Genomic DNA, 17,346 nt, shown 5'->3' on the forward strand with positions numbered 1-17,346 from the left:
GGGTGTGGGTTAGTCAGGCTTGATGCCGGCTTGCTTGACGACCTGGGTCCATTTGTCCAGGTCCGTGCGGATCGATTGCGCAAATTGCTCCGGCGTATCGCCCACAGGCTCCAGGCCCAGGTCGGCCAGCTGGCGCTTGACCTCGGGATCGCGCGCTGCGGCGGCCAGCGCCTTGGTCAGGCGTTCGATGACGGGCTGCGGCGTGTGGGCGGGCGCCATGAGACCGAACCAGGAATAGGCTTCGAAAGGTTTGCCCAGCACTTCAGCCACGGTGGGAACGTTGGGCAGTTGCGGGTAGCGCTGCGCGCCGGTAACGGCATAGGCGCGCAGCTTCTGCGCCGCGATCTGCGGATACAGCAGAGTCACCGTGTCGAACAACAGATCAACTTGGCCGCCCAGCACGTCGCTGAGCGCCGGCGCGCCGCCGCGGTAAGGAATGTGCAGAATGTCCACGTTCGCGCTGCGATCGAACAGTTCGGCCGTGAGATGGCCGACCGAACCCGTGCCGGCCGAGGCCACCGTCAGCGGCTGGCGCCGAGCAAGGTCGAGCAGCGCCTTGAGGTCAGCACTGGGCAGGGCGGGGCGGCTCACCAGGATTAGCGGGCCGCGCACCGCCATGCCGATAGGGGTGAAGGAGGCGATGGGGTCATAGTCCAGCTTGGGATAGAGCGCAGGCGCCACCACCATGCTGCTGGTGCCGCCCCATAGCAGCGTGTAGCCGTCAGGCTGTTCGCGCGTTACCGACGTGGTGCCCACCGAGCCGCCCGCGCCTGCACGGTTCTCCACGATGACCGGTTGGCCCAGCTGTTCGGCCATGGTCTTGCTGAAGAGGCGCGCGCTCGTGTCGGTCGGGCCACCGGGCGGAAATGGCACCACTAGCCGGATCGGCTTCTCGGGGAAGTCCGCAGCCTGGACGGCGGGCGCCGGCGCAAGGGCCGCGCACGCGATGGCGAATGCCGAGGCAATTCGCAGGGGGAATCGGAACATGCTTGTCTCCTGTAGGCGCATTTGCGCTTTTGTTCTAGGCCCATCCGGACGGAAGGCAGCGCATTTCGCAATTGCAACGCAAACAGATAAACAAGTAAAACTGCGTTATCTTGTCTATTAACAAAGAAGTTTTATTAATTATCTGGTAGTCCACGCGTGAATTTCTCCCTGCGCCAACTGCGCGGCTTCCTTGCCGTAGCCGAACATGCCAGCTTCACCAAGGCCGCGGCCCAACTGCACCTGACGCAGGCCGGCCTGAGCGCCATGGTGCGCGAATTCGAACAGAGCATAGGCAGCCGCCTGTTCGAACGCAGCACCCGCGCCGTGTTGCTCACCGATGCGGGACGAACGCTCCTGCCCGTCGCCCAGCGCATGGTCGATGAACTGGGCGGCACGCTGCGTCAACTGGCCGCCGCCAGTACGCCGCAGGCGCGCGTGCTGCGCGTGGGCGTCACCCCGCTCATCGCCAGCAGCATCCTGCCGCAGGTGCTGCGCGCCTGCTCGGCAGCACAGCCGGAATGGCGTGTCGAAGTGGCCGACATGGACCGCAGCCTGATCCAACAGGGTGTCGAAGACGGAACCCTGGACGCCGGTTTCGGCGCCTTCTTCCAGAAGGCGGCTGGCCTGCGCCGCCGCGGGTTGTTCCCCGCCGAACTGGTGCTGGCGCAATCGGCCGAACATGCCGCCCGGACCCGCCGCGCTCCCTTGCCCTGGCAGCGGCTCGATCCCGCCAGTCTCATCGTGCTGCCTTCCAGCAACCCCATCCAGCAACTGATAGACCGGCACGTTCCTCGCATGCCCGTTGTCGCGAACCTCCCGCCGCGCCGCGTCTACAGCCACCTGGAAACTATCCTGGCCATGGTCGAGTCCGGGCTGGGCCAAGCCGTCGTACCCTCGTTTGCCGCCTTGACCGGCACGCGCTGGCGCGTGCAGCTCCGGGCCCTTACGCCCCGCGTCGCGCTGGACTACGCCATCGTCACCCGCAGTGGCCGCCGTGACAGCGCCGGATTGACCGCGTTCGTGGACTGCCTGAGAGCGGCGGCCCAGATGCGCGAGCCATAAAGAAAGCCGCCGCCAGTTGCCTGGCGGCGGCTTTCTTTGAGACTACTGCTGGACTTAGTCCTTGCGGCTGGTCACTTCAACCAGGTGGTAGCCGAACTGGGTCTTCACCGGACCCTGGACCTCGCCGACCGGGGCGCTGAACACCACGGTGTCGAATTCCTTGACCATCTGGCCCGGACCGAACGTACCCAGGTTGCCGCCGTCGCGCGAGGACGGGCAGCTGGAGTTTTCCTTGGCCAGCTGAGCGAAGTCGGCGCCGTTCTCGATGGCGGTCTTCAGTTCGTTGGCCTTGGCTTCGGTGGAGACGAGGATGTGGCGGGCGGAGGCTTGTGCCATTTGGGGCTCCTTGCGGACTTGAATTGGGGAGGGGGAGAGTAACGCATTCAGCGGACTGGCGCTGGCTAGGCTAGGGTAACTCGCGGATGATGAACCACTGACGACTGTTGTGTATCCCTTCAATACAAGACGTCCGGGGGCCAGCGTTCCGGAAATTTTGTCACATATCGATCGGCCACTTTGGCCTAGGAATATGTTTATACGGCAGGTTCCTCTGGTCCAGCGTCGCCGACCCCGGCGCATCCGCAAAGATCACATGCCGCGCTACTTTCGAGAACGACGCCTGGAAATGCTGCGCCGACTTCACCACGATCAGCGCCTTCTCCTCCAGCCGGCACCCCAACTGCGTGAACACATCGATATCCATGGCCTGGGCCCGCACCGTGATCAGCACGATCTCGATACCATCTGCTTCGACCAGGGCGGAATTCCCCACGACAGCCGGCGATCCGGACAAGCCCGTCATGACCATGTCCGGCGTCAGCGCCTTGACCGTACACATCAAGTCCAGCGGTTCCCCTGACAGGGGGCTGATCTTGCCCCCGATGCGCAAGGGCAAGCGCGCGCCGACGCCAGCGCTGAAAGCGATGCGGACGGCGATGGGATCCCACATGGGGCCTATCGCCGCATTGCGCACGCCCCGTTGCAGCAGGCGGCGCAGCAGGAAGGTGGAGTCGCCCGCACCCCCGCCGCCGGGATTGTCAGCGGCATCGGCAATGACGACAGGCGTTGCGCCATATGCCAGAGCCTGGTCGATGGCTTCGTCCGGTTTGGGGTAGATGGGCGTCAACACTTCGCGCATGCCTATGAGCTCGTCGGCCAGGCGCCGCGCAAGCTCCTGGGCGGCTTGGGCATTGCCGTCGGCATAGACCAGCAGCTTCGTCCCCATGTCGGGTACGTCGCCCCAGGCGAAGCTGTGCACCACGGAAATGGAGAGTATGCCGTCGCTGCCTTCCAGCGCGCTGATGCGGTCGATATAGCTGCGCGCCGGTTCCTGTGGCGTGCGGATGGTGACGACCATCTCGCAGTCGGCCACGGCGGCAACCGGGGCGATGCGCCGATCGACGATTGCCGCGCAGAAGTCCACCAGTTCCAGCGCGCGTTCGCGGATGTCGGTGTGGGGATATTCCTTGTAGGCGACCAGCATGTCGGCGTTGGCGACCATGGCGTCCGACAGATGGCAATGCGGATCCAGCTCCGCGCCGACGACGACCTCGGGGCCGACGATGCCGCGGACGCGCGCCAGCAGATCGCCTTCGCAGTCTTCGTAGCCGTCGGCCACCATGGCTCCATGCAGGCCCAGCACCACCATGTCGACGGGCAAGGCCTGTCGCAGGTCGCGCAGCAGTTCGTCGCGCAAAGTCTCGTAGGCATGGCGCGTGGTAATGCCGCCGGGCTGGGCGCCGGCGGCCATGCCTTCGATCACGGTCCAGCCGTGTTGCGCGCCGCGCTGGCGCGCTGCCCACAGAGGTCCGCTGAAGATGGTCATCTCGGGAGGATGGGTGCCTGCGGGGTAGTAGCCCCGGTCGGCAAAATCATCCAGCGAGGTGGGCAGCGGAGCGAACGTATTGGTTTCCGTGGACAGCGAACCGGTGAAAACGCGCATGGTACGAGTGCTTAGTCCGCGGTGGCGCCAGAGGCCTTGACGACGTCGGCGTACTTGGCGATTTCGGAAGCGACGTGCTGGCGCAGTTCTTCCGTCGTGCCGCCGCCGGGCGTGGCGACCATGCCGGCGAGCTTCTCCTGGATTTCCTTCTCTGCCAGGATCGCGTTGACTTCCTTGTTCAGCTTTTCCACGATGCCGGCGGGCGTGCCGGCAGGCGTGAACAGCGCGTACCAGGACGTCATCTCGTAACCCTTGACGGTGGCGTCGATGGTGGGGATCTCGGGCGCAAAGGGCTGGACGGTAGCGCTGGTGACGCCCAGTGCGCGCAGCTTGCCGCCCTGGATGAGCTGCATGACCGAAGGCGCGGTGTCGAACATCACCTGGATGCGGCCGGCCATCAGGTCGGTGAGGGCGGGCGCGCTGCCCTTGTACTGCACGTGTTCCATTTCCACGCCCGTCATCATCTTGAACAGTTCAGCCGACAGGCGGGTCGACGAGCCTGCGCCGGACGAGGCGAAGAAAATGTTCTTGGGGTTGGCCTTGGCGTAGGTGATGAACTCCTGCACCGTCTTGGCCGGCACGGTGTTGTTCACCACCATGATGTTGGGAAAGCGCGTCAGCAGCGCCACCGGCGCGAAGTCCTTCTGGAAGTCGAAGGACAGTTCCTTGTACAGCGACACGTTGATGGTGCTGGCGTTCGAGCCCAGCAGGATGGTGTAGCCGTCGTTGGGCGAGCGCGCCACGGTCGCGGCGGCGATGTTGCTGGCGGCGCCGGGACGGTTCTCGACCACGAAGGTCTGGCCCAGCTTGTCCGACAGGCGGCCGGCGATCAGCCGCGCCACGGCGTCGGACGAGCCGCCCGGCGCGTAGCCGACCACGACCTTGACGGGCTTGCTCGGGTAGGCAGCTTCCGGCGAGGCGAAAGCGGCCTGTTGACTGAATACGCTCAGGGTTGCGGCAGCGAGGATCGAAGCGAAGAGTTTCATGCTTAAAGGCTCGAAATGGGCGTTACCTCGCATTGCCGCCGCTGCTGGCTTCCAGCTTGCGGCTCGCAACCGAGCGGATTTGAAAGTACGCGCATTATTCGCAATCGCAGCCCTGTAAATCAATGTAAGCTGCGAGGGATTTTGTTGCCAAAAAGGCAACGATTTAGAGAAATCGTAGAAAAAGGGGACAAGCATGGACGGAGGACTGAGCGCGCGGCGCCTGCAATACTTCTTCGAGGCGGTGACGACCGGATCGGTGCGCGGCGCCGCCGAGCGCCTGGGGGTGGAGCCTTCCATCGTCAGCCGTCAGATCCAGTTGCTGGAGACGGAGCTGGGCGTGGCGCTGCTGGAGCGCAAGGGCCGGGGCATCGTGCCCACCGACATGGCCTCGATTGTGATGGACCACTGCCGCGACCGGCAGGCCAGCGAGCAGGCCTTGCGGGCCCGGCTGGACGAGGTCAATGGTTTGCAACGCGGCGATATCCAGATCGTCACCAGCGAGGGCTTCGTCGATATCCTGATGAGCGGCGTGGTGGATGAATTCTGCCGGCAGCATCCTGGCGTGCGGGTTTCGCTGAAAGTGGCCGGCGCTTCCGACGCGGTGCGCGCCGTGGTGCACGACGACGCCCATATTGGCGTGGTGTTCGGCGCGCCGGCGGACCCCGGCATACGCGTGGTTCACACGCGCAACCATCCGTTGTGCGTGATCGCGTGGCCGGATCATCCGCTGGCGCGGCAGCGCAAGCGGCCGACGCTGAAGGACGTGGCGCGTTATCCGATTGCGCTGATGGGGCCGGGCTTCGGCTTGCGCCAGCTGATCGAGATGGCGGAACTATCGGAGAACATCGTGCTGTCGCCCAGCTTCATCGCCAACTCGGTGGTGACGCTCAAGCGCTATGTGGAAAGCCGCCTGGGGCTGACCTTCACGTCGGCGAACTCGGTGGTGAAGGAGGTGGCTCGGGGTGAGTTGGTGGCGCTGCGCACCACCAATCCCATCTTCGAGGCGGCGCAGACGCGCTTGATCGTGCGGGCGAATCGGCCGTTGACCAGCGCGGCTAGAGGCATGTTGGAAAGAATCCAGGCATCGCCGCTGTTCCACGGCGCGAAGCCGTAGCGGGCGATGCCTGGCGTGGTCCTGCTGTGACTTTAACGCACCGGCCAGCCGTACATCAGCCCGCCATCGCGGTACGAAGCGTTCAGGCCGCGCGGCAGCTTCAGTGGGCTGCTGGGGCCGAGGTTCTTCTCGAAGCTCTCGCCGTAGTTGCCGATGTTCTTGATGATGTTGTAGGCCCACTTGTCGTCCACGCCCAGGTTCTTGCCCATCCCCGGCGTCACGCCCAGGAGGCGCTGCACGTTGGGGTTGGTGCTCTTGAGCATTTCGTCGACGTTCTTGGACGTGATGCCGTACTCCTCGGCTTCCAGCATGGCGAACATGGTCCAGCGCACGACGTTGAACCATTGTTCGTCGCCTTGGCGGACCATGGGGCCCAGCGGCTCCTTGGAGAAGTTCTCCGGCAGGATGTCGTACTTTTCCGGGTTCTCCAGGTTGCTGCGCGCCGCGGCCAGCTGCGACTTGTCGCCGGTGAAGGCGTCGCAACGGCCCACTGCGAAGGCGCGGATGATCTCGTCCAGGCGCTCGACGACCACAGGCTTGAAGACGATGTTCTGCGAGCGGAACCAGTCGGCCAGGTTCAGTTCGGTGGTGGTGCCGGGCTGCACGCAGACCGTGGCGCCGTCCAGCTCCTTGGCGCTTTTCACGTTCAGGGACTTGTTCACCATGATGCCCTGGCTGTCGTAGTAGTTCACGCCCACGCCGATCAGGCCCAGCGTGGTGTCGCGCGTCAGCGAGAGCGTGGTGTTGCGGGGCAGCACGTCGACTTCGCCGGACTGCAGGGCGGTGAAGCGTTGCAGCGCGCTGACCGCCATGATCTTGGCCTTGGAGGCGTCGCCGAACATGGTGATGGCCAGTGCGCGGCACAGGTCCACGTCCAGGCCGATCCAGCCGCCCTTGCTGTCGTTCACCGAGAAGCCGGCGACGCCGGTGGACACGCCGCATTGGACGAAGCCCTTGTTCTTGACCGCCTCGAAAGTCGCGCCGGCGTGGGCGGTCAAGGACGAAATGAGTAAGGCGGTGCCTGCCGCGGCCAGTTTGAGTGCTTTCATGGGTGTCTCCGCGCCATCCGGCGCATTTGTAGCGATCAGCCGAAGGCTGAGGTGCGGCGAATGGTAGCCAGCGGGCCGGAGCGGGAGTATCAGGGAATTCCCGTTAAATCCATGAGGCGGAATTTACGCGTCGCGAGCCGCCGGGAATAGCGCGGCATGCACGGCTTCAGGAGTGAAAGGCGCTTCGTAGAAGCGCAGCCCCGTCGCGTCGAAGAGCGCATTGGCAATCGCCGCGGGGCCGGGAACCGACGCGGATTCGCCGGCGCCCATGGGCGGCTCGTCCTGGCGCGGCATCAACAGCACGTCGATGGCAGGCAGGTTCTTGAAGCCGATGATGGGGTATCCGCCCCATTCCCGGCAGGCCACGCCGGCGTCGTCGAAAACGACCTTCTCCAACAGGCTGCGGCTTAGCGTCTGATTGACGTTGCCATGGATCTGGTGGTGGACGCCGTCGGGATTGACGACCATGCCGGTATCCTGGCCGACGACGATGCGCTCGACGTCGATGCGCCCGCTTGCCGGATCCACGCTCAGGTCGATGACCCATGCGGCCCAGGCGGCGCCGAAACCGGGGAACTTGCTATGCACGTAGCGCGCATAGGCGACGCCCCGGCCATGCAAGCGGCCATCGGCGCCGGGGCGGCCCCGGCTGCCTGGCGTCATCGGGCGCCACTGCGCGCGGGCGGCCGTGGCTTGCAGCAACGCGATGGCGCGCGGATCCTCCAGATGGCGCAGTCGGTACTCGACAGGATCAGCGCCGGCCGCGTGCGCCAGTTCGTCGATCATGCACTCATGGGCAAAGGAGTTGGGCAGGGCCGACACCCCGCGCAACCACGATGCGCGTACCAGCGGCGCCATGTCGTGGCAGACGATGCGCCGGTTGGGATAACGATAGGGCGGCGCGGCCGTGCGGTCGCCCATTTCGAGCGTGCGAGGTTCGGCGGGAATGGCGCCAGTCAGCAGCAGGGCTAGCAATGGCGCGTCGTTGGAGGGGTAGCGGACGCCGAAGTCATAGGCCAGCAGTTCGCCGTCGGCATCGATCGCGGCGCTCACGTCCATCAATTGGCCTGTGCCCTTGGGTTCCCACTGATGTTCCTGTTCGCGCGTGAGCTGTACGCGGACCGGGGCGCCGACGGCGATCGACAGCAGCGCTGCGTCGGCGCAGACGTCGTCCGCGCAGTTGCGGCCATAGCAGCCCGCGGCCTCCAGGCGGATCAGGTCTATCCGATCCTCGCCCAGCTTGAGCAAGCGGTTCAAGTCGGCGCGCAGCATGTGGGGATTCTGCGTGCCGGTCCAGACCGTCAGGCGGCCGCCGCTGAAGTCGGCGACAGCGCAAGACGGGCCGATGGAGGCATGCATTTGATAGGGCCAGACATAGCTGCGGCGCAGATGCGTGGCGGCGCGGGCGCAGGCCGTATCGATGTCGCCTTCCTCGATCAGCGGCCGGGCCGTCGATGGATTGGCGCGGATGGCTTGCTCGAGATCATCCAGGCGCGGCGCGGGCGGAACAGGCTTCCAGCGTACTTTCAGCGCACGCATGGCGGCGATCGCCTGTTCCTCGCGATCCGCGACCACGCCGATGAAATCACCCTGCGCCACCACCTGCACGTTGCCCGGCAGGTGGGCGACGGAGTCGCGGTCCAGATCGGCCAGGCAACGGCCGATGAAGCTGCCGGCGTCACGCCCCGGATGGGGAGGGCGGATCACGCGGCCATGGCGCATGCCGGGCACGCGCACGTCGTGCACGAAGCTGAGTTCGCCGGTGGCCTTGGCGGGAATGTCGACGCGGGCGACGCCCTGTCCCACGATCTTGTATTCGTGGGCGGGCTTGAGGCGGACCTCCTGGTCAGGGGGTGCCAGGAGCAGCCGTATGTGCTGGCCGCGCAGCAGCTGTCCATAGTGCAGCTGCCGCGGGTCGTTGGCGTCGGCGGGCCGGATGACGCCCTCGCGCACCCGCAAGGCATCGCGCGGGATGTCCCATTGCCGAGCCGCGAGCATCAGCAGATGTTCGCGGGCCTGGGCCGCGGCGCGTCGCAGCGGTACCGCCGATATCTGGATGCTGGCGCTGGCGATGGTGGGCCCCTGGTTCGGAGCGGCATTGGTGTGCCCCAGCACCATCTCCAGGCGCGACAAGGGAACCTCGAGTTCTTCCGCGACGATCTGGGCCAGCGAAGTGCGGATGCCGGTGCCCAGGTCCACGTGGCCGTTGAAGGCGAGCACGCGCCAGCCGGCGGACGCGGTGTCCTGGGACGGCTGGCCGCTGTCGCCCAGCAACGCAATGAAGATCTCCGGCGTAGCCTGGACATAGTCCGACGCGACACCGGGCTGGCCGGGCGCGGGGCGCGGCGGGGCCGTGGGTTCGCGCACGACCAGCAAGGCGTCGGTATGGGCGAGCAGCGCGCCAGGCATTTCTTCAGGTTGAGGCAGGTTCATGGGGCTGACAGAGTCCGGGCCGGTGGATGATTATGCCGGCATTACCGGACGCCATGGGCAGGGCCGCCGTTCATGGCCGCGTGTCGGTTATCGCCTGGTCCATGGGCATGACGGCGGCGTACTTCTGCGCCATGTCGAACAGGTTGGCCTCGTGCGGCCCCAGCGCGCGGTCGCCGCAGCAATCGGACACGACCAGCGGCCGGAACCCCGCCTGCATGGCGTCCACCACGCTGGCCCGCACGCAGCCGCTGGTGACGCAGCCCGCAACCAGCAGGGTCTGAACGCCGCGCTGCGCCAGCCATGGCGCCAGCATGGTGCCGAAGAAGGCGGACGGGGTGCTCTTGCGCACCACATACTCGCCGGGGGCGGGGGCAAGTTCCGGCACGATGGCGCTGTTGTGGCTGTGTTCTTTCAGCGCCAGCATGGCCGGTACCTTCAGGCAGAAGATATTGCTGTCGGCATCGTCGTCCGAGAACACGATGCGGCTGTGCGCTACCGGCCAGCCTTGCGCGCGGGCGTGGGCCAACAGATGGCGCGTCTGCGAGATGGCTTCGGGGATGTTGCCGCCGCCCAGAACGGCCGGGTCGGCGAAGCCGTTGACGAAGTCGATGATCAGCAGCCCATAGGGGGCTTTGAGCGGCAGCGGAGTGCCGAAACCCTGCCGCGCATAAGCGGAGATGTCGCCGGCTGTGTCATCGATGCGGGCGGGTTGCTGGGGCGCGTTCATTTGAGCTCTCCTCGGCGCGCAGCGCGGGCCAGTCCCGGTGCATCCTGCACGACTCCGTTAATTACGACTGGCTGGCCGTCCAGGGCGACGCTGCAGCGGCGCATCGGGATGTCGATGTGGCAGGCGGTAGTACGGCTGCCGCCAGCTTCGTTGTTGGGGCCCATGGACCACAGGAAATTGCCTTCGAAGGCGCGGGCGTCCATGCCGATATGGGCTTCCTTATTGTAGTGGGCCAGCATGGACCACTGGGCGCGCGGCTGCAGGCCCCAGCCTATGTGGGATACGGCATAGGCCTCGGGATCTTCATACGCGGCCATGTATTCCTTGAGAATGTCGGCCTGCAGCCCGCCATTGATGCGGGTGACGTAGCCATTTTCGACCACGAGCTCGATCGGATCGGTCACGTAATCCTTCATAGGCAGCAGGATGTCTCCGCGATCCAGTACTACGCGGCCTTGGCTATGGCCCTCGTTGGGCCAGGTCAGCACGAAGCCGCTGGGCCAATGATCCCAACGGCCGGGCTGGTCCACGAAACCATATTCGGAAATGGCGGGGAAGTCGCCCAACTGGCAGCGCAGATCGGTGCCGGCCGCCGACGTGATGTGCATCTGGCGCGATGCTTCGATCAGGCGGGCGGCGGCCTGCACGCGGGCGCGGTCCGCCTCGTTCGGTACCAGCCGGCACAGCACTTCGGGCGGCTCGATCGCCAGCAGGATCTTGGTGCCGGTCTGCAGGATCTCGTGTTGTTCGGGGGAGAACAGCAGTGTCATCAGGTCCAGCACCAGGTCGCTGGCGGTCAGTGCCGCGATGGCCGCGGCATTGCCGGTAAGTGGCGTAGCGCCCAGATACGCCAGGGCGTCGCGGCTGATGGACTTGTCGGCGTTGACGGGCGGCAGGTCCAGCCGGGTGACGCGCGCGCCCATGTCGGTGGCTGCGGCGATGGCGCAACGCAGGGTCTGCGGATGCGTGTCGGCGCCGGTAAGCACGGTGACAATCTGGCCGGCTTCCAGCCGGGAGAGGGTGAGCACCTGTTTCCAGGCATGGATCAGATCGGTATCGCTGACGGACATGAGGGTTCCTTGAAGCGGCTGAATGGAGGCGTGCAGGTCCCGTGCGCGGTATCAGTCCACGGCGTGGCCAAGGAAATCGCCGAAGGCGGCGTAGAAGCCGGCTTCGTTGTCCCACGGAATCATGTGGCCGGCGCCCGACACCCGGACGTGCTGCGTCTGCGGCGCCAGGCCTTGCCATTCGGCGACGTCTTCATCGCTCACGACGCCGCCCCGTTCGGCGGTCATCAGCAGCAGGGGCAAGGCGATGCCAGGAAGGTTGGCGTGTATGTCGTCGCGGCCGAAATCCTCGAAGCTCTGGACGATGGCGGGTTCATGGCAGGTGTGCAGCCACTGGGCGCGCAACTGGCGTTGCGGTTCGGTCCAGGTCGGGCAGAACGCCCGCATGTCTTCGGCGGTCATGCCGCGCGTCGCCTGCCGGATGGAGTCCACGTACCACGCCAGGTTGGCGGGGTAGGCGCGGCGGCCCGGGCCCGAGACGGGCGGGTCGACGATGACCAGGCGCGCCAGCCCCTGCGGCTTCTTGCCCGCGGCGCGCACGGCGATGCGGCCGCCCATGGAATGGCCGACCAGCGCATAGCGCTCCAGTCCCAGCGCCTGCGCGAACGCCGTCACGTCGGCCGCTTGCGCGTCCAGGCCATAGTCCAGGTCAGGCCCGGACGCCGACAGCCCGCGTCCGCGCACGTCCAGCACATAGGTGTCGAATTGGCGGCCCAGGCGTTCGGCCACGAAGCCCCAGGTGACGGCGGGGCTGGTGATGCCGGGAATGATGATGACCGCGAGGCGTTCGGCGCGTTCGCCCTCAGGGCCGCCATAGCGCAGGTAGTGCTGGCGGATGCCGTTGGCATGGACCTGGCCGCCGTAGAGATAGGTGCTGGAGTTCGTCGTCATGGGGGTGCCTCGAGAATCGGACCTAGGGTTTCCGATAAATTCAAAATAAAGTGTATACGCTCTATTCTTGCAAAGAGTGAGGCCGGTAGCCAACCTGGTTTTAGTAGTGGTTTTCACCTAATAAGGTGAAAAACATACGATATTTTTGATTTCGATTTTCGGAATTGCGAGCAAGCTGAAATTCTTGATATCAAAAAATGAAGTGTGTACTTCATAAATTTTCAACTCCAGCGCCTGGCGGCAGCATCTTCGTAAGCCGGCCGGCAACGCGTTCGCGCAATCACTTGTCCAGTCATTCATCATTCAGCAAGGAGTAGCCCCCGTGTCCAAATCCCCTCGTATCGCCATTGTTGGCGCCGGTCTTGGCGGCGCCGCAACCGCTGCGCTGCTGCTCAAGGAAGGACTGAACGTCCGTGTCTACGAGCAGGCGTCGGGGTTTTCGCGGCTAGGGGCTGGCATCCATGTGGGGCCGAACGTCATGAAGATCCTGCGGCGGATCGGCGTCGAAGATGCGCTGAACGCGCAAGGCTCCCACCCGGACTACTGGTATAGCCGCCATTGGGAGACGGGCGATATCATGGCGCAGATCCCGCTGGGCGACTACGCCGTCAAGAACTACGGCGCGTCCTATCTCACCGTGCATCGGGGCGACTTCCACGCGCTGCTGATCGATGCCTTGCCGAAAAGCGCCGTCGCCTACGGCAAATCGCTGACCAAAGTCGAGGACCGGGGCGATGTGGTGGTGATGCACTTTGCCGACGGTACGTCCGAAGAGGCCGATATCGTGATCGGCGCCGACGGCGTGAACTCCCGCATCCGCGAAGAGTTGCTGGGGCCGGAATTGCCTAAGTACGCGGGCTATCTGGCGCACCGCGCGGTGTTCCCCACGCCGCCGGTCAAGAACGGCATGCTGCCCTTCGATTCCTGCGTCAAGTGGTGGAGCGACGACCGCCACATGATGGTCTATTTCGTGACAGGAAAGGCCGACGAGCTCTATTACGTGACCGGCGTGCCGGTAGAACACTGGGACTTGAACGACCGCTGGCTGCCCAGCAGCAAGGATGAAATGCGCGAGGCTTTCAACGGCTGGCATCCCACGGTGCAGGCGCTGATCGACGCCACCGTCGAAGTGACCAAATGGTCGTTGCTGGAACGCGATCCGCTGCCGCTGTGGAGCCGCGGGCGCATGGTGCTGTTGGGCGACGCCTGCCATCCGATGAAGCCGCACATGGCGCAGGGCGCAGCCATGGCGATCGAGGACGGCGCAATGCTGGCGCGCTGCTTCCGGGAAGTAGGCGTAGATAAGCATGAACTGGCGTTTGCACTGTATGAGGCGAACCGCGCGGAACGCGCCAGCAAGGTGCAGCGCATTTCGCACGACAACACCTGGCTGCGCACCAATGAAGACCCTTCGTGGTGCTTCGGCTATGACGTGTTCAACGAACCGTTGGTCGAACCCAAGGCGCGAGCCGTGGCGTAAGGGTTTGCGCTGCGTGGGGAAAAATGGACTTGATCCCCGGCCTGCGTAGCGGCAACCTTCCTACCTTTCAAACTCAGCCACGTGCCACGCCCATGGGATCCACCGTCTATCCAAGCAGCGCCCCGCAGCCGATCCGCCTGATGGTGAATGGATGCGCGCACGATGTGCCGGCTGCGCCCGGCACGGCGCTGCTGCACGTGCTGCGCAATGATCTCGAACTCAATGGCCCGAAGTACGGCTGTGGCCTGGGCGAGTGCGGGGCCTGCACGGTGTTGATAGATGGCGTGGCGGCGCGGTCCTGCGTGATTCCGGTCAAGGCCGCGCTTGGGCGTGCGATCACCACGCTGGAGGGCCTGGGTACACGGCAACGGCCCGGGCCAACCCAGCAAGCCTTCATCGAGTGTCAGGCGGCGCAATGCGGTTACTGCCTGAACGGGATGATCATGACGGTGGAGGCGCTGCTGCGGCGCAATCCCTGCCCCACTGAAGCGGCATTGCGCAGCGAGTTGCACCACAACCTGTGCCGCTGCGGCACCCATGTAGAGATCATGCAGGCGGCCGTGCGCGCCGTGCAATTGCGCACGGCTGGCGTCGCGGACGATCCCGCCCCATGAGCGCGCACGTTTTCGGGGCCCCGCCGGCAAATGGCGGCCTGCCGACGGTTTTGCCCGCCGACGTATTGCATGGCATTGCGCTGCGGCCGCCTGAACTGGCGTGGGACGGCCTGCGCTACCGCGGGAGCCGGCTGCTGAGCGCGAGACTGGCAGAGGCCGGAGCCCTGGCTGGCGTGGTGGCGACGACGCAGCGTGCGCAGTTCATCGGCGTGGTTGCGGTGACCCTGCTGTATGCCCGGCAAGCCGCGGCAGAGTTGGCCCCCGTGTGGCAATCGGCTGATGCGGGCGAGACACCGCGCATGTCCACGTCCGGCTCGGAGCAGATCCGTTACGGCTTGCGCCTGCCGTCGGCCGAGCCGCAAGCCGGCGTTCGCGTCACGGCGTGGAGCGTCGATGGGTATGCCGGCGTATGGCTGCCGGCGTGTGCGCCTGGCGTGCAGCATATTCTGCGGCGTGAGCTCGCGGCCTTGCTACAGCTGCCCGAGGCGGCGATACGGCTGAACATTGTTGACGCCAGTAGTGCGACCGCAGTCCACCAGAACATGCCGCATCCGCTGGATCTGATGGATGCGGCTGCAGACGCTGCCTTGCTGTCGCAGGCCGTGGGCCGGCCTGTGTGCGTGGCCTGCCGCGCAGAGGCTGCGGACGAACTGGTGTTGCAAGCCCCTCAACCAGCGGTAGCGCCGGAACCTGCCTCGAACCTGCATGCAACGACGCCTGGCGTCGAGAGCACTCGCGATCAGCCCGCGATCCTTTGGGCGGACGCATCCTGGGCCATGCGCCCGAGCCTGGCGCGCTTGTTGAGCCAGCCCGCGCACGCGCGCGCGTCCGCCCAAGCGACGGTGCGCAGCGATTTCGCCGTGCAGGCCGGTACTCGGGCGGCGCTCCCCCTGCGCGCCAGCGTGGACGAGTTGAATGCGGCGCAAGTGTTTGCCCAGGAAAGTCTGTGGCATGAGCAGGCTTTGGCCCGCGGCGAGGAACCGCTCGCGTGGCGCCTGCGGCATTTGCCCGAAGGACCGGGGCTCGAACTCGCGCGCCAGGTGGTGGAGCGGGCGGAGCTGTCCAGGGACGACAACGACGCGCCGCGCATCGGCGCGTTGCGCGGCACAGGCTTCGCCACGGCGCAGGTGCAGTGCGAGGACGAGACGGGCGCCGCGCGGACGGTATGGAGCGCCTGGGTGGCCGAGGTCACCGTACAGCCTCTTACCGGTCAGGTCGATGTGACGCGGGTGGTCGCCGGGCATGACAGCCAGCACTTGCGGCAGGCCCAAGGCGCGCCGATACGTGCGGCAATCGAGCATCAGTCGCCCCGGCTGCTGGCCAATGCCCGTCGCCTGCTGGCGGGGCCGCCAGTCTTCGATGACTGGCGCAGTCCAGCGCTGGATGCCGAAGACGAACAGCACGGCGCATTGAGCCTATACGAAGGACACGATGGCCTGTCGCGCCGTGATGCAACCGAGGACGGCGTGTTGGTCCAGGGACAATTGGGCATGGATGGCGTGGTTACGCTGCCCGCCGCAGCCGCCATTGCCAACGCGATCCAGGACGCAACGGGCGTGCGCCTGCGGCAGGCGCCTTTCGATTCCGAGCAGTTGCGGCTGGCGCTCGCCAGCCGTCGCCGCGAGCGCATGCGCAATCCGCTGAGGCGCGGCTGGGTCTGGCTGGCGGCAGGCATGGCGGGCGTCGCCGGCATGGCCGCCGCGCTCTGGCCTGTCAAACCGGCGCTGCCGTTGACGGCCGGTTCCGACGTGTCGCTGTATTCGTCACGCGCGATCGAGCGCGGTCGCCTGGTGGCGGCCGCGGGCGATTGCATTGCCTGCCACACCGCGCCGGGCGGCAAGGGCAATGCCGGCGGCCTGGCGCTGGACACGCCATTCGGCACGATCTACACCACCAACATCACGCCCGACAACGAGACAGGCATCGGCCGGTGGTCATACACGGCGTTCGAGCGCGCCATGCGCCAAGGCGTGCATCAGGACGGGCGCCAGCTGTACCCGGCCTTTCCGTACACGGCCTACGCCAAGCTGAGCGACGCCGACATGCAGGCGCTGTACGGCTATCTGATGTCGCAGCCCGCCGTGCGCGCCGAGCCGCCAAAGACGCAGCTGGCCTTCCCCTTCAGTTTCCGTCCCTTGCTGGCAGGCTGGAATGCGTTGTTTCACGACGCCACGCCGTTCACGCCCGATGCGTCGCGCAGCGCGGAGTGGCTGCGGGGAGCCTATCTGGTGCAGGGGGCCGGACACTGCGCGGCATGCCACTCGCCGCGCAACCGCCTGGGGGCGGAAAAGACGGGCGTGCATTACCTGGCTGGCGGCGAGGCCGAGGGCTGGACCGCGCCCGCGCTGAACCAATTGGCCGCGGGCTCGCGGGCCTGGACGGGAGAGGAACTGTTCCAGTATCTGCGCACGGGGTACTCGCCCCGCCACGGTGTGGCGGCGGGTCCGATGGCGCCGGTGATCCAGGGGTTGGCCGAGCTGCCGGACAGCGACGTAAGGGCCATCACCACGTATTTGCTGGATCTGCCGCAAGCGGCGGGCTCTGCCGGGGCCAAAGCTGCTGAGGCCTCGCCGGCTCCCGCGCCGATCGCAGCCACGATCCAATCCCTACAGGGCCGGCGGGCAAACGGCGAACGCGTCTACCAGAACGCATGCGCGGTCTGCCACGAGGCAGGCAGCGGCCCGACGCTGTTTGGCGTGAAACCCCAATTGAACGCGAACACCAATCTGCAAGCCGCTACGCCCGACAACCTGATCCAGGTGATTCTCAACGGCATCCAGAATCCGGCCAATGACGAGCTGGGCTACATGCCGGGATTCAAGGACAGCCTTGACGACAGACAGATCGCGGACCTGGTCGGCTATTTGCGGGAACGCCACGCGCCAGGGAAAGACGCCTGGCCAGACACGACGAACACGATTAGCAAGCTGCGCGAGCACGCGGAGCTGAATTAAAGGAAGCGCGGCCACAACGCGTGCGGCAGTTTGTGTTGAT

Annotated in this window: 14 protein-coding genes; 5 read left to right on the forward strand and 9 right to left on the reverse strand. The window is 65.9% G+C overall.

The features are described 5' to 3' along the window. Positions 1-9 precede the first annotated feature (9 nt). Complete coding sequence (locus IB268_RS03380) at positions 10-987, reverse strand: tripartite tricarboxylate transporter substrate binding protein (protein WP_054458858.1); 978 nt, start codon at positions 985-987, stop codon at positions 10-12. Positions 988-1,143: 156 nt separating this feature from the next. Here IB268_RS03380 and IB268_RS03385 point away from each other — a divergent pair, with 156 nt between their 5' ends. Beyond that, positions 1,144-2,049 carry a LysR family transcriptional regulator gene (locus IB268_RS03385; protein WP_175180477.1) on the forward strand — a complete coding sequence of 302 codons (906 nt, stop codon included), beginning with the start codon at positions 1,144-1,146 and terminating at the stop codon, positions 2,047-2,049. Positions 2,050-2,103: 54 nt separating this feature from the next. On the opposite strand, the gene IB268_RS03390 is transcribed toward IB268_RS03385, so the two are convergent. The 3 genes from IB268_RS03390 to IB268_RS03400 form a co-directional block, all read right to left on the reverse strand. Continuing rightward, positions 2,104-2,385: a peptidylprolyl isomerase gene (locus tag IB268_RS03390; protein ID WP_006385706.1), complete on the reverse strand. Its 282-nt coding sequence runs from the start codon at positions 2,383-2,385 to the stop codon at positions 2,104-2,106. A 160-nt stretch (positions 2,386-2,545) separates the two neighbouring features. After that, positions 2,546-3,991 (reverse strand): M81 family metallopeptidase, encoded by a 1,446-nt coding sequence (locus tag IB268_RS03395; protein ID WP_054458861.1) that lies wholly within the window; start codon positions 3,989-3,991, stop codon positions 2,546-2,548. An 11-nt stretch (positions 3,992-4,002) separates the two neighbouring features. Next, positions 4,003-4,977 (reverse strand): tripartite tricarboxylate transporter substrate binding protein, encoded by a 975-nt coding sequence (locus IB268_RS03400; RefSeq protein WP_054458863.1) that lies wholly within the window; start codon positions 4,975-4,977, stop codon positions 4,003-4,005. A gap of 193 nt (positions 4,978-5,170) precedes the next feature. Here IB268_RS03400 and IB268_RS03405 point away from each other — a divergent pair, with 193 nt between their 5' ends. Next, positions 5,171-6,091, forward strand: coding sequence for a LysR family transcriptional regulator (locus tag IB268_RS03405; RefSeq protein WP_119451701.1), 921 nt, complete (start codon positions 5,171-5,173; stop codon positions 6,089-6,091). 32 nt (positions 6,092-6,123) lie between these two features. On the opposite strand, the gene IB268_RS03410 is transcribed toward IB268_RS03405, so the two are convergent. The 5 genes from IB268_RS03410 to IB268_RS03430 all read right to left on the reverse strand — a co-directional run bounded on the left by IB268_RS03410 (position 6,124) and on the right by IB268_RS03430 (position 12,258). Beyond that, entirely contained in the window at positions 6,124-7,140 is a 1,017-nt protein-coding gene (locus IB268_RS03410; protein WP_054458869.1) for an amino acid ABC transporter substrate-binding protein, read from the reverse strand. Positions 7,141-7,263: 123 nt separating this feature from the next. Further along, on the reverse strand, positions 7,264-9,573 hold the full coding sequence (locus IB268_RS03415; RefSeq protein ID WP_192353805.1) for a molybdopterin cofactor-binding domain-containing protein: 2,310 nt from the start codon (positions 9,571-9,573) through the stop codon (positions 7,264-7,266). 70 nt (positions 9,574-9,643) lie between these two features. After that, positions 9,644-10,300, reverse strand: a complete 657-nt coding sequence (locus tag IB268_RS03420) for an N-carbamoylsarcosine amidohydrolase (RefSeq protein WP_192353806.1) — start codon at positions 10,298-10,300, stop codon at positions 9,644-9,646. Beyond that, positions 10,297-11,370, reverse strand: a complete 1,074-nt coding sequence (locus IB268_RS03425) for a 2,5-dihydroxypyridine 5,6-dioxygenase (protein ID WP_054458875.1) — start codon at positions 11,368-11,370, stop codon at positions 10,297-10,299. Before IB268_RS03425 ends, IB268_RS03420 begins: the two co-directional genes overlap by 4 nt. Positions 11,371-11,421: 51 nt before the next feature. Next, positions 11,422-12,258 carry an alpha/beta fold hydrolase gene (locus tag IB268_RS03430; protein ID WP_192353807.1) on the reverse strand — a complete coding sequence of 279 codons (837 nt, stop codon included), beginning with the start codon at positions 12,256-12,258 and terminating at the stop codon, positions 11,422-11,424. A 322-nt stretch (positions 12,259-12,580) separates the two neighbouring features. On the opposite strand from IB268_RS03430, the gene IB268_RS03435 reads away from it, so the two are divergent. The 3 genes from IB268_RS03435 to IB268_RS03445 all read left to right on the forward strand — a co-directional run bounded on the left by IB268_RS03435 (position 12,581) and on the right by IB268_RS03445 (position 17,306). Next, complete coding sequence (locus tag IB268_RS03435) at positions 12,581-13,738, forward strand: FAD-dependent monooxygenase (RefSeq protein ID WP_192353808.1); 1,158 nt, start codon at positions 12,581-12,583, stop codon at positions 13,736-13,738. A 92-nt stretch (positions 13,739-13,830) separates the two neighbouring features. Further along, the gene (locus tag IB268_RS03440) at positions 13,831-14,352 is read left to right on the forward strand and encodes a (2Fe-2S)-binding protein (protein ID WP_119451705.1); all 522 of its coding nucleotides are present in this window, start codon (positions 13,831-13,833) and stop codon (positions 14,350-14,352) included. Beyond that, positions 14,349-17,306: a cytochrome c gene (locus IB268_RS03445; RefSeq protein WP_192353809.1), complete on the forward strand. Its 2,958-nt coding sequence runs from the start codon at positions 14,349-14,351 to the stop codon at positions 17,304-17,306. The genes IB268_RS03440 and IB268_RS03445 overlap by 4 nt, the downstream gene beginning before the upstream one ends. Positions 17,307-17,346 lie beyond the last annotated feature (40 nt).

This window comes from Achromobacter sp. ACM01, assembly GCF_014851745.1.
In the GTDB taxonomy this organism is placed as follows: domain Bacteria; phylum Pseudomonadota; class Gammaproteobacteria; order Burkholderiales; family Burkholderiaceae_B; genus Achromobacter; species Achromobacter aegrifaciens.

Bases quoted from the DNA above. Each gene is read 5' to 3' on its own strand.
- IB268_RS03425 (WP_054458875.1), bottom strand. From the start codon at position 11,370: ATGTCCGTCAGCGATACCGATCTGATCCATGCCTGGAAACAGGTGCTC.
- IB268_RS03390 (WP_006385706.1), bottom strand. From the start codon at position 2,385: ATGGCACAAGCCTCCGCCCGCCACATCCTCGTCTCCACCGAAGCCAAG.
- IB268_RS03430 (WP_192353807.1), bottom strand. From the start codon at position 12,258: ATGACGACGAACTCCAGCACCTATCTCTACGGCGGCCAGGTCCATGCC.
- IB268_RS03410 (WP_054458869.1), bottom strand. From the start codon at position 7,140: ATGAAAGCACTCAAACTGGCCGCGGCAGGCACCGCCTTACTCATTTCG.
- IB268_RS03395 (WP_054458861.1), bottom strand. From the start codon at position 3,991: ATGCGCGTTTTCACCGGTTCGCTGTCCACGGAAACCAATACGTTCGCT.
- IB268_RS03415 (WP_192353805.1), bottom strand. From the start codon at position 9,573: ATGAACCTGCCTCAACCTGAAGAAATGCCTGGCGCGCTGCTCGCCCAT.
- IB268_RS03405 (WP_119451701.1), top strand. From the start codon at position 5,171: ATGGACGGAGGACTGAGCGCGCGGCGCCTGCAATACTTCTTCGAGGCG.
- IB268_RS03420 (WP_192353806.1), bottom strand. From the start codon at position 10,300: ATGAACGCGCCCCAGCAACCCGCCCGCATCGATGACACAGCCGGCGAC.
- IB268_RS03400 (WP_054458863.1), bottom strand. From the start codon at position 4,977: ATGAAACTCTTCGCTTCGATCCTCGCTGCCGCAACCCTGAGCGTATTC.
- IB268_RS03440 (WP_119451705.1), top strand. From the start codon at position 13,831: ATGGGATCCACCGTCTATCCAAGCAGCGCCCCGCAGCCGATCCGCCTG.
- IB268_RS03445 (WP_192353809.1), top strand. From the start codon at position 14,349: ATGAGCGCGCACGTTTTCGGGGCCCCGCCGGCAAATGGCGGCCTGCCG.
- IB268_RS03380 (WP_054458858.1), bottom strand. From the start codon at position 987: ATGTTCCGATTCCCCCTGCGAATTGCCTCGGCATTCGCCATCGCGTGC.